The sequence below is a fragment of the Chroococcidiopsis thermalis PCC 7203 genome (assembly GCF_000317125.1).
Lineage (GTDB): Bacteria > Cyanobacteriota > Cyanobacteriia > Cyanobacteriales > Chroococcidiopsidaceae > Chroococcidiopsis > Chroococcidiopsis thermalis.
The window spans coordinates 121,742-135,159 of sequence record NC_019695.1 but is presented as its reverse complement, the minus strand read 5'-3'; the positions used below and the strand labels follow the sequence as shown (position 1 = coordinate 135,159).

The 13,418-nt window shown below is 43.6% G+C and carries 13 protein-coding genes; 4 read left to right on the top strand and 9 right to left on the bottom strand.

The genetic code is table 11. From position 1 onward, the window contains the following. Window positions 1-33 precede the first annotated feature (33 nt). On the bottom strand, window positions 34-498 hold the full coding sequence (locus tag CHRO_RS00545; protein WP_015152220.1) for a hypothetical protein: 465 nt from the start codon (window positions 496-498) through the stop codon (window positions 34-36). A gap of 38 nt (window positions 499-536) precedes the next feature. On the opposite strand from CHRO_RS00545, the gene CHRO_RS31460 reads away from it, so the two are divergent. Together CHRO_RS31460 and CHRO_RS00535 are read left to right on the top strand one after the other, a co-directional pair. Next, window positions 537-740: a hypothetical protein gene (locus CHRO_RS31460; RefSeq protein ID WP_041462304.1), complete on the top strand. Its 204-nt coding sequence runs from the start codon at window positions 537-539 to the stop codon at window positions 738-740. Window positions 741-1,064: 324 nt separating this feature from the next. Next, window positions 1,065-1,793, top strand: coding sequence for a tetratricopeptide repeat protein (locus tag CHRO_RS00535; protein ID WP_015152219.1), 729 nt, complete (start codon window positions 1,065-1,067; stop codon window positions 1,791-1,793). Window positions 1,794-1,829: 36 nt separating this feature from the next. Here the strand turns inward: CHRO_RS00535 and CHRO_RS00530 are convergent, their stop codons facing one another. Further along, complete coding sequence (locus CHRO_RS00530; RefSeq protein WP_015152218.1) at window positions 1,830-2,216, bottom strand: slr1601 family putative cell division protein; 387 nt, start codon at window positions 2,214-2,216, stop codon at window positions 1,830-1,832. Window positions 2,217-2,675: 459 nt separating this feature from the next. Further along, window positions 2,676-2,771: a photosystem I reaction center subunit XII gene (gene psaM, locus CHRO_RS30150; RefSeq protein WP_015152217.1), complete on the bottom strand. Its 96-nt coding sequence runs from the start codon at window positions 2,769-2,771 to the stop codon at window positions 2,676-2,678. Window positions 2,772-3,000: 229 nt separating this feature from the next. Between psaM and CHRO_RS00525 the strand changes: the two genes are divergently transcribed. Together CHRO_RS00525 and CHRO_RS00520 are read left to right on the top strand one after the other, a co-directional pair. After that, window positions 3,001-4,341: an FGGY-family carbohydrate kinase gene (locus CHRO_RS00525; protein WP_015152216.1), complete on the top strand. Its 1,341-nt coding sequence runs from the start codon at window positions 3,001-3,003 to the stop codon at window positions 4,339-4,341. Between the two features lie 69 nt (window positions 4,342-4,410). Further along, window positions 4,411-5,067, top strand: coding sequence for a DUF938 domain-containing protein (locus tag CHRO_RS00520; protein WP_015152215.1), 657 nt, complete (start codon window positions 4,411-4,413; stop codon window positions 5,065-5,067). A 78-nt stretch (window positions 5,068-5,145) separates the two neighbouring features. On the opposite strand, the gene CHRO_RS00515 is transcribed toward CHRO_RS00520, so the two are convergent. The 6 genes from CHRO_RS00515 to CHRO_RS00490 form a co-directional block, all read right to left on the bottom strand. After that, window positions 5,146-6,180: a glycosyltransferase family 2 protein gene (locus CHRO_RS00515; RefSeq protein ID WP_015152214.1), complete on the bottom strand. Its 1,035-nt coding sequence runs from the start codon at window positions 6,178-6,180 to the stop codon at window positions 5,146-5,148. Window positions 6,181-6,199: 19 nt separating this feature from the next. After that, on the bottom strand, window positions 6,200-7,492 hold the full coding sequence (locus CHRO_RS00510; protein ID WP_015152213.1) for a glycosyltransferase: 1,293 nt from the start codon (window positions 7,490-7,492) through the stop codon (window positions 6,200-6,202). A gap of 34 nt (window positions 7,493-7,526) precedes the next feature. Next, window positions 7,527-8,819, bottom strand: coding sequence for a glycosyltransferase (locus CHRO_RS00505; protein WP_041462303.1), 1,293 nt, complete (start codon window positions 8,817-8,819; stop codon window positions 7,527-7,529). Window positions 8,820-8,883: 64 nt separating this feature from the next. Beyond that, complete coding sequence (locus tag CHRO_RS33090; RefSeq protein WP_015152211.1) at window positions 8,884-10,281, bottom strand: histidine phosphatase family protein; 1,398 nt, start codon at window positions 10,279-10,281, stop codon at window positions 8,884-8,886. After that, a complete protein-coding gene (locus CHRO_RS00495; RefSeq protein ID WP_015152210.1) occupies window positions 10,265-12,118 on the bottom strand; it encodes an ABC transporter ATP-binding protein in 1,854 nt (617 codons plus the stop codon). Before CHRO_RS00495 ends, CHRO_RS33090 begins: the two co-directional genes overlap by 17 nt. A gap of 87 nt (window positions 12,119-12,205) precedes the next feature. After that, a complete protein-coding gene (locus CHRO_RS00490; protein WP_015152209.1) occupies window positions 12,206-13,402 on the bottom strand; it encodes a glycosyltransferase family protein in 1,197 nt (398 codons plus the stop codon). Window positions 13,403-13,418 lie beyond the last annotated feature (16 nt).

Sequence of the window (13,418 nt, the reverse complement as noted above, 5' to 3'; positions counted from 1 at the left end):
TAAAGATTCAAATGCTGTTACAAAACTCGACAATCACAGAACTTGATGGGTGTAGGCGTGCTGCTTCACATTATCGTCTTTACTAACAACTCGTTTCGTGTTTAGTACGCGCTTGCGTTCTGTGGAATAATTAAAATCTTCGCGAGTTGTGCCGAGAGGAATGAGAGCCTTAGCAACAGTTCGGCTCTTGTAAGTACGAGCAGCAGCGATCGCCCGTTGTCCGAAGTCGTCGCTAAATTGGGCTGAGGTGGGAAAACCAGCAGGGATCTGTAATTTGTCCCCAGCTAAAACCGTTCCCAGGGTTGTAGCGCTAACCAGTTTGTAAGATGTGGGAATACCTTTAGCGATCGCTTCTAAAGCAGCAGAGGGTATCGGCTCGATAATTGCTAGTTCGCGCACTTCTCCCTCTTCCTTCACAAAGCATGTCGCTAATCCGATCGCAACGTAGTCTTCCGAGGATAGCTCGGGCGCGTTGGCATACACAGTAGCAGTAGTCATAACAAAATTCTCTCACAAATCCAAATACAGCAGTCACCGTGCTTGCATTTTATCAACTTGTCGAACGTATTGAAGAAAAGGGAGCAGGGAAAAGAGAGCTGAGGGAGCTGAGGGAGCTGAGGGAGCTGAGGAAGCTGAGGGAGCTGAGGAGCAGGAGGACAAGGGGGACAAGGGGGACAAGGGGGACAAGGGGGACAAGGGGGAACTCGCTCTTCCCCACGACCGAAGGGAGTGGGGATTAGGGGGCGAAGGGGGACAAGGAAGCAGGGGAGCAACTACCAACTATCAACTACCAATTACCCATTACCCATTACCACTCTCTACTGATAACTAATAACTGATGCCTAATTCCTAAATCTTCTGGAATTTATCTGCGGAAAGATGAATGATCCAGTATGAAGTGAGAATCATAGAGTGTGAGCATCGACTTGGGCGCTACTAATGCTTGACATAAAAAAGTCTAGGCGAAGACACCTAAGTAAGTGCCACAAAGATACAGCAGATAGAGTCTAGATAATTATAAGTTTATTTTATAGAGCTTGTGGCTCAACAGCCCAGCAACCATCATGAGAAGCCAATCGTTAGAAGCAGAAAAAAAGAATCGAAAATGCCGTCATCAACGTAATAGTAGCGGCAAAATGGCTAATCAGTCGCCCATAGCCTCTCAAAACGGTAAACGGCAACCAGAACTAGCCTTATCCGATACCTACTTACGTGCATGTGCTGCGGAGAAATCGCAGCAGGGAAACTATGCCGACGCGATCGCGTTGTTGAGCCAACTGCTTTATCGCTGCCCTGGAAATGCGATTGACTACAACAATCGGGGATTAGTATACTTTCAAGCTGGTCAACTTCAACAGGCGATCGCTGACTACGATCGCGCACTAGAACTGAATCCCAATTTAGCAAAAGCTTATAACAATCGGGCTAATTATCACGCCGCCTGTGGAAACTTTCTCGCTGCATTGGCTGACTACGATCGCGCTCTAGATCTCAATCCTAGCTACGTGCGGGCGTTATTCAACCGAGGCATTACTCTGCGCGATTTGGAACGCTATGAAGAGGCAATTGAAAGTTTCGATCTAGCACTGTTACTAGGACAGCTAGAAGGACATATCTATGCCGAACGCGGTCGGACATATCATTTGTGGGGTGATTGGAACTGCTGCATATCTGATTATCGCCGTGCTTTAGAGCTTCTACCACAGCACAACAGCTCCAATGCCGATCCTGCTATGCGTTTACGCACTCAGGTGGAAACTTGGTTAAACCAATTATTAACGATTGACAATTAGTGGTAATGCTAGCTGCTAATTGCCGGTCGCTAATTGCTATCTAGATTTGTCGAGGAAGTAGACTTGGCGCTGTCCTGGTTCGATTAAATTATTTTGCTCTTTCATCAAAGAATGGCTTTGACGGGGATCGAAGTAGCGGTTGAGGTCTTGACGCAAATGACCGACGCGCTGTTCTATCTGCTTGACTTCGGTATTAATTGCATTTGATTTTTGCTGCTGCGACCATAGATAGGGTGCTAACTGTACCAAACCGTACAGCGTTATAGCAGAAATGGCACAGTTGGCAAATAATTTTGCCGTATTTTCTAAGACTAACGTGCGATTAGGATGGCGTTGCTGGCGCTGTACGGTCTTTCTACGGCGCTCCTGGCGACGAGTCTTTTGTGGCTGTAGAGGTGGTCTAGACGGTTGAATGGCGTTCATAATTGCTCAAAAGGGGCGATGAAACAACTAGTCTTATACAGTCTGTAGATTGTGCTGTTTGTTTATTTTGATACAAAGAATCCCCAAAACCTTACTCTCACTCTGCTCTGGCTCCCAACCGTAGTTTTACGCAAACGTAGCTATACTTTCGGTCGTCGCACAATTAAAACTCGTGAATATACGGTAAATCAGTAGAGAGGACGCTTGGATGTCAACAGTCGATCTTTGTAGAGTAACTGACTGGCGATCGCGAAACGGGGTTTTGCTAGTTGGTAGATGTTATGCAATCGAAGCTCGATTCAAACTGATTTAAATGATTTGAGATGGAGTTTTGAGTCGAGGAGCGCTCCCCTGACTCAAAACTCAACTTGGAAGCAGTTGAACTATGAGTGTTTATTCAGTTAACAAACAAACCAGTAGTCTCTGCCTCACAATGTCATAGTTAATGTACCTAAATTTCTACTTATACAGTTCGGTAGCTAGCCGAAAAGCTAGTAGACCAGGTAGTAACGCTACTACGAGGGCAACGAAAACTTGAGTATCTGATATATTCATTAAAAAGCCTCCTAGTCACAAAGTATTCTTACCAGATAGTTTCATAATTTCAAATGAATTTCCTCATCAGGGGAAGAGCTTGTTACAACTCTTAGTAAATAGGGTGTGGGAAGAATTCGGAATTCGGAATTCGGAATTAAGTGTGACTTGTGACTTGTCTTGCTCCCTCAGCTCCCTCAGCTCCCTCAACTCCCTCAGCTCCCTTTCTCCCCCTACTTCCTGATAACTAATGATTTCCCTGGGAATAGATTTTGGCACTTCTGGCGCTAGAGCCGTGGCGATTGATGCCGCAGGTAAGACTCTGGCAGAAGCCAAGCATGTTTTTACAGGGTCAAAATTAGCAACTGCACCCGCTCAATGGGAGACGGGATTGTTTTGCTTACTAGAGCAACTGCCCTTAGAACTACGGCAGAAAATAGAAGCGATCGCGATTGACGGGACTTCTTCCACCGTCCTACTGTGTGATGCGACGGGCAATCCAATTGTTACGCCACTACTCTATAACGACGATCGCGGCATTGCCGTCATGGACGAGTTACGCGCGATCGCTCCTCCCCATCACGTTGCGATCGGCGCTACGTCCAGTTTGGCAAAGTTGTTGTGGTGGCAAAAAGCAAGGGAGAATTCGGAATTCGGAATTCGGAATTCGGAATTAATTAACCACGCACCACCCACCACGCACTACGGATTACTCAATGACCAATTCCTATCTCCCTCACAAGAGGCAATATATTTCTTACACCAAGCTGACTGGCTGAGTTTTCTATTGCACGGACAGCTAGGAGTGAGTGACTATCATAACGCTCTGAAGTTGGGATATGACGTGGAACGGTTATGTTATCCTGATTGGTTATTGAAATTGCCTGCACTGCCAAATTTGCCCCAGATACTCGCTCCTGGCACGCCTGTAGGAGAGGTGACGGCAGAGGTGCGATCGCGGTGGGGTTTGCCTCAAGGCTGCGTGGTACGTGCTGGGACGACAGATAGTATTGCTGCGTTTCTGGCTAGCGGGGCGAACTCCCCTGGAGAAGCAGTGACATCATTGGGTTCGACCTTGGTACTCAAATTACTCAGTCGGACGCGGGTGGAAGATGCTCGCTCTGGAGTTTACAGCCATCGACTAGGCGATTTGTGGTTGGCTGGTGGGGCTTCTAATACTGGTGGAGCTGTGTTGCGGCACTTTTTTACAGATGCAGAGTTAGAAACGCTGAGCGGTGAGATCGATCCTAATTACGAAAGTCCCCTAGATTACTATCCTTTGCTCAAAGCAGGCGATCGCTTCCCAATTAACGATCCTCATTTGCCACCGCGACTAGAACCTCGTCCAGAAAATCCGGTTGAGTTTCTGCACGGATTATTGGAGAGTATGGCACGGATCGAAGCACGGGGATATCAATTATTGCAGCAGCTCGGCGCAACCCCCTTGAGATGCGTCTACACGGCTGGAGGTGGGGCGAAAAATGCGATTTGGAGTCAAATTCGCGCTAGACATTTAGGCGTGCCTGTGGCGCAGTCAGCGCAAGCAGAGGCGGCTTATGGTACGGCACTGTTGGCACAAATGTCATGCTGAAAGTCATGCTGAAAGTCATGCTGAAATAATTAATGTTAGCGATCGCCCCATAACCTGCACGAACAATTTATGAACGATTCAAGTAGCCGACGACAGTACGCTCCTGCTACCCAACGCAACCGCAAGCCGATTCTGGAAGTGCTGCTGCAAGTTTTGCCTTCTACAGGTACGGTGTTAGAGGTTTCCAGCGGTACGGGAGAACATGCAGTTTATTTTGCCCCTCACCTTCACCCGCGTAATTGGATTCCGTCCGATCCAAATCCCTTAGCACGAGAGAGCATTGCAGCATGGCGAGAATCTTGTCCGACAGATAATTTATATCCGCCGCTGGCGTTAGATGCTAGCGATCTGGTTTGGGTGGTAGAAAGGGACGAACTGCCAGAATCTTTACATGATATAGATTTTCAACGCGATCCGATTGTGGCGATCGCCAACATTAACATGATTCACATTGCCCCTTGGTCGGCTTGTCTGGGATTAATGGCAGGAGCAAGGCGAATTTTGCCACCAGGGGGTATTTTGTATTTGTATGGACCCTTCAAGCAGGGGGGTCGGCATACTGCGCCCAGCAATGCTAATTTTGATGAAAGTTTACAGGCGCAAAATCCAGAATGGGGCGTGCGCGATTTGGATGATGTTGTCGCAGTCGCACGCAGCGAAAATCTTTCCCTACTTAGAACCTATACCATGCCAGCTAATAATCTTTCAGTAATTTTTCAGGCGTGAGTTAGTGTTAGGGAGCAGGGAACAGGGAGCAGGGGAGAACCAACTACCCATTACCCATTACCAATTACCCAATTTTATTCACGCTTTAGCCAACTCTGGCGTTGTTACTTTCTGAATTGGTGGTAGCTCCAGTTTGCGTTGTGGCAACATTTTGGCATAGCGATCGCTCAGATAGCGATTGAATTTTCGGTCGATTTTTTTCATAGTTCGCTTCAACGGCTTATTCTCAAATCCAAGACTTACTTGACGCACGAAGGGTTTAATAATTGTGGCAATGCGTCTGACTCCCAATTTTTTATACTTGGTTTGAAAATAACCGTCTTCCGATAAATTCCACTTCTCGCGTAGGCGTTGTAAGCTGCCTAAAGTCCAAGCGTCGCTCCAACGCAGCATATAAAAGTGTAAATCCGTCCATTCTAAAGGTGGACCCGGTACGTATGTGACTAAACTATCTGGCTCAAAATAGACTGTACCTCCCACTTGCGCCACGGTCATACAAAAGTCGAGGTGTTCTTTGGTGTTGAGCATAGCTTCGTCAAGATAGCCAATGCGATCGAATATTTCTCTGCGGACTAAGGTGCAATGAAATTCTGCTAATTCGGTTTGAGTTCGTTTCAATTGAGGACGCAATTCTACCGCGTTATGTCCTTGTTTGTACATTTTTTCGCGTAGATGTCGTCTACCTTTCACGTCAGTAACAACACGACTTTCTCCACCCGCAAAGTGAACCCTTTGGTGGATAGGTTGTTTTTCGCACATTAAAGGACCAACTACAGTTGCTTCTGTTTCCTCAGCGCAATTAACTAAAGCTGTTAACCAGCCTGGAGAAACTATGACATCGTTATCAACAAAAACCAAATACTTAGTATCGACACGACTCAAACCAATATTACGTGCGTGATTGGGAGAAAGATAGTAATTCGTGCGAATAATGTCAAAACGTTTTTCTTGAGCTTGAGCTTCTAGATATCGTCGTACTTTGACTGGAGAATTTCCATCAACATAAATTAACTTGAAGGGGAAATCTGTGTGTGCGTAAATGCTTTCTAAAGATGCTTGAGTGCAGCTAAAGCGCTCGCGAGGTACAACAACGATTGTCACTATAGGTTTCATTACGATCGATTCCTCCGTATTAATGATTTGCTGTTAATAATAAACTTCTTTCTGTCAAAGAGTGTTGGGGTATTTTTGAATCTAATACTTGTTGATAAATTTCAATTAATTCATCGTTTAGCTTGTCCATATCATATTTTGCTTCTACCTGCGCTCGACCAGTTTTCCCCAGACTTTGCCAAACTTCAGAATGTTCGATCAGAAATTCAAGTTTTGTGGCGATCGCCTCAACATCTCGTTCTGGAACTAAAAACCCAGATACGCCATCTTCCACTAATTCTGGAATGCCACCATGTCTAGTACTAATAACAGGCAAACCCATTGCCATTGCTTCTTTTAATGTATTGACTGGTGCATCTTGATTACCATCAGCTCCGGTCACGCTAGGAGCTAAAAAAATATGACAAGTATCGAGAATTTCTACAATTTCTTTTTGTTGCTTCCAGCCTAATAATTTGATAGCACGCTCGGCATTCAATCCAGTAATTAGTTGCTCTAATTCTGCTTTTAGTTCTCCATCACCAATGATGTAGTATTCGATATTTGGATAAGTTTGAGCGACTTTAGCAACTGCGGCGATCGCATACTCAATTCCTTTCTTTTCTACCAAACGTCCAGTCGTCGCAATTTTCACTTTGCCATCAGTAGGAAAAAATCGAGGTTTGTAAGCAAACTTACTACAATCAATTCCCGAACCGTGGACGTGAATTTTGTCTGAATCGCATCCTAAAGCAACTGCCTTATTTTTAAAAAATTCACAGTTAGCCAAGAAGAAATCTGTTTCTTGAAAGACTTCTTGATAAACGCGATCGCCCCACTTGGGTAAGAATTTACTAATATCTGCACCTCGAAATGTAGAGATTAATTTCCCTTCAATTAATCCGAGTTGACGAAACCACACGCCAAATACACCCAAAGTACTAAATTGACAGTGAATGATATCGTAGGATTTCTTATTAAGAAATGGGATAGCGCGATAAAGTAGCTTCAGCGATTTTGCTTGACTCAAATATCGAGAAGTATTCAATAATTGTAAACACACCAAAGGGTTTTTGTAGCAATTAATTGCTAGTAAACTCAACCCTTTCAACCAACGCCATAACTCGTTATCCGGTCGAGTGGGTGCGTAAAAAGTTCGTTCTAATAGTTGATATTGTTCGACTAAAGGATGCACTTTAGATAGATCTTTGGGAGCGCCATCTAAGGAATAAATATCAACTTCATGACCGCGCTGGATTGCGCCAACAATTTGATTTAGAATAAATGGCTCTGATAGAACAGGAAACCGAGCGACAAAAAATGCGATTTTCATATTTAGTAAAATTTTCTTTTGTAAAAATCTTGCTCTAAACCTGCATTAGTTTTTGAAGATTCTGAATTGATTTTTTTCGATTTGATTTTTCATCTAACATTTGCTTGTAAATTGCTACTAACTCATCGTTCAATTTGTTCATATCGTATTTCGCTTCTACCTGCTCTCGACCAGCTTTCCCCATACTTTGCCAAACTTCAGGATGTTCGATCAGAAATTCGAGTTTTGTGGCGATCGCGTCAGCATCGCGCTCTGGAACCAAGAATCCAGATATGCCATTTTGAACTAATTCGGGAATGCCACCATGTCTAGTACTAATAACAGGCAAACCCATTGCCATTGCTTCTTTTAATGTATTGACTGGTGCATCCTGATTGCCGTCAGATGCCGTGACACTAGGAGCCATAAAAATATGGCAATCATTGAGAATTTCGATAATTTCTTTTTGCTGCTTCCAACCTAGTAATTTAACGACATGACTGACATTTAATTCGCTAATTAATTGCTCGAAGTAGGCTTTTAGGTCACCGTCACCAATAATATTGTATTCAAGATTCGAGTAGGTTTTGACTAACTTAGCAATGGCACGAATACCATATTCTATTCCTTTCTTTTCAACCAAGCGTCCTGTTGTGACAATTTTAATTTTTCCGTTAGTGGGAAAATAACGCGGCTTAAAAGTAAATTTACTACAATCCAATCCCGAACCATGAACGATAATTCTCGTTGGATCGCAGCCTAAACCGATCGCGCGATCGCGAAAGAATTCGCAATTTGCCAAGAAAAACTCACCTTCTCTAAAGAGCCTATTGTAGACATCAACACCGTTTTCTTGAACGTATTTACTAATATCAATGCCGCGAAATGTGGTAATTAACTTACCTTGAATAATATTAGCGTCGCGATAAGCAAGAGCAATTGGCGCTAGCGTACCGAATTGACAATGAATAATGTCATACGATCCATCTTGAAGTAACGCGACAGTTCTGTAAAAAGATTTTAACGTTGCGACTTCTGCATCATATTTACCAGGCTGAAAAAATTGTAATGTTTTCCAAGAACCTCGATTCAGATTCTTCAGAAATAAACCTAACCCTTTAATCAAACGAGGAAAAAACTTCTCTGGCACTGTTGGCGGAAAATAAGTACGCTTCATTAACTGGTATTCTTCAACCACAGGATGTATCTTACCCGTATAGTTTTTAGGCAATCCATTAATTGGATGAATGCGGACATCATGACCGCGATCGATTAAGCCAGTAATTTGATTTAAAATAAAGGCTTCTGATAAAATTGGAAAGCGCCAAACAATGAATGCGATTTTCATAGTTGTGTTATCGGTCATTAGTCATTGGTCATTGGTCATTTGTGAATCAGGCATTTTAACCCGACTAAGAAAATATCTGTGTGGGTATTGCCCACCCTACATCTGATTTATGGCTCGAGCCGTTTTGAGTAGTTAGAATATTCATTGCTTGTAAAATTGGTGGATGGCGATCGCCCGGATATTGCAGACAACTTACCATTCCTTTTTTGACTGATATTCGTTCCGAAACATCCGAATTCATATTAAAAACATGACCAATTAAACGAGCGATCGTTTCTTCGCTTGCCATAACTAAACCAGTCATCAACTGCTGGGAATTAGCGATACTTCTTCTACCAATGACTGCTTGCCAAGCTTCGGGAATATCTTCTCGCAATACCTCAAACTGTACTGTTTCTGGATGGTGTTGCAGAATTTGTTGCACCGTAATGTGGTAGGAGTCAAGTATGCTATTGAGGCTAAAGTCAATTCGCACTTGTTTGAGAAACCTAGCTATGTTTTGAGTTTGTGCTGCATTTGTCCCAGAAGGTACGAGCAACAGCCGTAAACCTTTACCCCCTTCTTGAGGCTTGGGTAAGTGTTCTCCTACATGAGTATTTAAATTCATTGCTTCCAATTGCCCTGACTCCAGAGAACCGTCAGGAAAATTGAGAACGCTGATACCGCAATTAGACTGCTGAATGCAATGATAGCGATCGGGTGTAATTCCTAAAGCTGTACTTATTAAAGCGCGGTTGGTTCCGCCATGAGTCACTAGTAAAACAGTTTGTCCCCTATGGCGCGGTAATATTTCTTGCCAAAACTCTCGTACCCTTTGATATAAATCTAGGGCGGGAAAGAATTTGTCAAGTTGTTGGCTGTTAGTTGTTGGTTGTTGGTTGACAGTCAACGCTGAGGCTACACTGCGTGAAGACAGTTGACAGTTGACAGTCAATGCTGGCGCTACACTGCTCCCTTGTCCCCCTTCGCCCCCTAATCCCCACTCCCTTCGGTCGTGGGGTCCCCGAGTTCCCCCTTGTCCCCCTTGTCTCCCTTGTCTCCCTTGTCCCCCTTGTCTCTCCACACTTCCAGAGAATTCCATCCAAAACTCATGGGGGTGTTGTTTCCAAAGGCGATATTCCTGGGCGAAGTTTTCGCGCACGTATTGAAAAGCTAATCCTTGCCACGCCGGAAGATCGGTTTCGCGTAACTTGTTCGTTACCCTTAATTGGGTATGGGGGGAGGTGACTTTTATAATTTCTCGGGCAGTTTCTTGCGCCCGTTTTAAGGAACTGGAGTAGATGGCATCAAATACCACTCCTTTGAGAAAATCGCCAGTTAAACGCGCGTCGCTGCGCCCTACTTCAGTTAATACTGACTCGTCGCTGCTACCTTGATAGAGACCGAGAGCATTGTAAGTACTCTGCCCGTGGCGTACTAAGATAACGCGGGTTGCTCGATCTTCCTCATGCTTCGATCGCATAAGTATCTCCTGTTTGCTCGCTGTCAATAATGCTTTGCATCTGGTACAAGGTGGCATAATGTCCGCCCAGACGCATGAGTTCGCTATGCGTCCCCTGTTCTAAAATGCTGCCCCCTTCAACGTAGAGAATGATATCTGCGTGTTGCACTGCCCTGAGATTGTGGGAGATTGTAAATGTCGTCTGCCCCTCCGTGAGTTTTTCTAAGGCTGCGTTGACGATTTGTTCGCTGGCACTGTCTAAACCTGTAGTTGGTTCGTCTAGAATCACAATTGGTGCTTGACGGATCGCCGCACGGGCGATCGCAATTCTTTGTCGTTGTCCGCCTGATAGCGTCCCACCCCGTTCGCCCAAAACTGTTTCGTAGCCCTGGGGCAGTTGCATGATAAATTCATGAGCATTGGCAAGACGGGCGGCTTGTTCTACTTCTTTGCGAGAAGATCCTAGTTTCCCGTAGGCAATATTTTCTTGTACGCTAACTGCAAACAAAACGCTATCTTGCAAAACTACGCTAATTTGCTGCCGCAGCGAATCTAGGGTGTATTCGCGTAAATCTTGACTGTCAATTAAAATCCGACCGGAATCGGGGTCATACAAACGGAGAATTAAACTCAGAAGAGTCGATTTACCACTTCCAGAAGGACCCACCACAGCTACTTGTTGCCCTGGCTGAACGGCAAAGCTAATATTTTTTAATATTTCCTTACCTGTACTGTAGCCAAAAGAGACATTCTCAAACCGGATTGCCCCAAAGAAAGGATGTGCTTTTTCTGCCCCTGGTAAGTCGCGCACGTTGGGTTCGTATTCCAATAACTCCACCACCCTTTCACCAGAAGCTGTCGCTTTAGCAATCTGCCCGACTTGGTTGGATAGTTTTCGCATTGGTTCAAAAGCATTTTTTAAATAAGTCATAAACACTAATAATTCGCCAGGGGTAAGCCCTTTATGCAAAACCACATGGGAACCACGCCACAAAACTGCGGCGATAATGACTGCCATTAGAACTTGCACTGTTCTTTCCAGCGCTGCTGAAAGTTTTAAAGATTCGATCGCCTCATCTAAACTTTTTTGGTTTTGCGCTGCGAAAATGCTATGTAGCATCTCCTGTAAAGAAAGGACTTGTACGACTTTAATCGCGCCAATAGTTTCACCCGTTGTCGCTGCTAAAACACCTTCAGAATCGCGATGTTGTTTGGCGAAACTACGAATACGACCGATCGTTTTACTCGTAAGCAGAGTTAGGAATGGAAATATCGCTGTTGCAACTAAGGCTAATTCCCAGTTCAGCCAATACATAATTGCCAACATTCCTAGTAAAGAGATAATGTTGGTCAATAAAGGTAAAGCAGTTTTGATCGTCACCAACCGCATCTTTTCAATATCAGCCGTGACGCGAGTAATTAAGTCGCCGCTTTTATGTTGTTGGTGAAAGGAAAGGGAGAGACGCTGCAAGCGATCGAAAACTTGACCGCGTACCTCAGACAATACTTCTACAACAGCTAAAGACATACCATAGGTACTCAAATATGCTGCCATACTACCCAGTCCAGTAATACCAACTATTGCTAGTGCTGATAAAGTCAGCAGCATGACTGGATTGAGTCCAAAGCTATTAGGAATATGAGTAGAGTTGTTATGAGCGGGAATTAGAATATTATCGAAAACATATTTTAAGGGCCAAGGTTCTAGTAGCCGTAAACCAGTCTCTATTAATAAAGCGAAAAAAGCACCAACAATTGTGAATCTTTGTTTGCGGATATAGGGGGAAAATTTTCTCAAAATCCGCAGAAGACCTGGTATCACTCCTTTTAAATCTTTTTCTTTGGGGCGCTGACCCATTTAGTAGTTCTCCTTTAATTAGTGTTACTTGGTGCGTGGTGCGTGTAAGGAAGTAGAGCAGCAGAAGGTAGGTTAAACTAGTGGAAATTAAACAAGACTCAAAGCAGCAGTCTGAGAATTGAGAAACATTTTTAGAAAGTTGGCTGTGTTATCAGCTCCTTGAAGATCGAAAATCCTTGAATTGTTTGATGTTTTTTTAGATAAGCAATCGCCGATCTTTTCAGATAAAACTAGAGGCGACAAGTCTTGAGGATGAATACTGTTAACAATTCCCAATTGTTCTAACTTTTGCGTTCTGTGTAATTGTTCTTTATCTACATGCTCGTGACCGATGGGAACTATAATGGCACGGACACCCGTACTCAGTATATTCATTGTGGTGTTGTAACCGCCAAGACTAACAGAAATATCTGCGGTCTGCATGTATTCAAGCAGTTGTGGGGTATAAGTTTCAATTTGAATATTGTCGCGATCGCCTGCCAATTTTTTTAACTGTTTTACCTTCTCTACTGGCATAAACGATCCAGTAAATATCTTCATAACATGTGGTAGTTTTCGACTCAATATCGCACTCGATTTAATCAGCGCTTCTAGCACTTCATAACCGATTCTACCACCACCTATACTTGCTACAATTTTGACAGTATCCAAACTAACTTCACTCCATAATTTCTCAAAAGGTGTAGAAGTAAATTTCGGCAGTTGAGTTACAAATCCTGTATGGATAACTTCAGCAAGAATTTCTTGATGTCTCGCAAAACTATCCGAAAAAGTTTGAAAGCGAGAATCGGCATGAAATAGTAGTAAATCGAAATATCGATTCATTAAATTGCAAATTGTTTCCTCTTCTTCAGGATCGCTTTCTTTCCCGATAACGTCGCGCAAGCTGGAAACAATTTTGGTTTTAGGACTTATTTTTTTTATATGTTCGACTAAAGGAATTAGCTCGAAGAGTAGCTTGTGTCTACCAAAAGGAAAAAACTCTGTAATCAAACAATCAGGTTGAATGCGATCGCACTCTGCAATTAAGATATTTTTCCTAGCTGCTTTCACTTCTTCAACGGTAAATGGACTACTCCCAACTGTGAATTTTCCCTCTTCCAGCCATAGTGCAGGTAATCGAATAACTTCTACTTGTGTTGGTAGCTCAAAACCTGGAATTTGAGGACCACCAACAATAAAGTAAACTTGAAAATATTTTGCTAAGCTTTGCACAATTTCTGAGCTACGAACTAAATGTCCCATACCACTCAGATATTGACAGTAAAACATAATTTTTTTCATAACTAGCTCAGAATTC

Bases quoted from the DNA above. Each gene is read 5' to 3' on its own strand.
- CHRO_RS00545 (WP_015152220.1), bottom strand. From the start codon at position 498: ATGACTACTGCTACTGTGTATGCCAACGCGCCCGAGCTATCCTCGGAA.
- CHRO_RS00535 (WP_015152219.1), top strand. From the start codon at position 1,065: ATGAGAAGCCAATCGTTAGAAGCAGAAAAAAAGAATCGAAAATGCCGT.
- CHRO_RS00530 (WP_015152218.1), bottom strand. From the start codon at position 2,216: ATGAACGCCATTCAACCGTCTAGACCACCTCTACAGCCACAAAAGACT.
- psaM (WP_015152217.1), bottom strand. From the start codon at position 2,771: ATGAATATATCAGATACTCAAGTTTTCGTTGCCCTCGTAGTAGCGTTA.
- CHRO_RS00525 (WP_015152216.1), top strand. From the start codon at position 3,001: ATGATTTCCCTGGGAATAGATTTTGGCACTTCTGGCGCTAGAGCCGTG.
- CHRO_RS00520 (WP_015152215.1), top strand. From the start codon at position 4,411: ATGAACGATTCAAGTAGCCGACGACAGTACGCTCCTGCTACCCAACGC.
- CHRO_RS00515 (WP_015152214.1), bottom strand. From the start codon at position 6,180: ATGAAACCTATAGTGACAATCGTTGTTGTACCTCGCGAGCGCTTTAGC.
- CHRO_RS00510 (WP_015152213.1), bottom strand. From the start codon at position 7,492: ATGAAAATCGCATTTTTTGTCGCTCGGTTTCCTGTTCTATCAGAGCCA.
- CHRO_RS00505 (WP_041462303.1), bottom strand. From the start codon at position 8,819: ATGAAAATCGCATTCATTGTTTGGCGCTTTCCAATTTTATCAGAAGCC.
- CHRO_RS33090 (WP_015152211.1), bottom strand. From the start codon at position 10,281: ATGCGATCGAAGCATGAGGAAGATCGAGCAACCCGCGTTATCTTAGTA.
- CHRO_RS00495 (WP_015152210.1), bottom strand. From the start codon at position 12,118: ATGGGTCAGCGCCCCAAAGAAAAAGATTTAAAAGGAGTGATACCAGGT.
- CHRO_RS00490 (WP_015152209.1), bottom strand. From the start codon at position 13,402: ATGAAAAAAATTATGTTTTACTGTCAATATCTGAGTGGTATGGGACAT.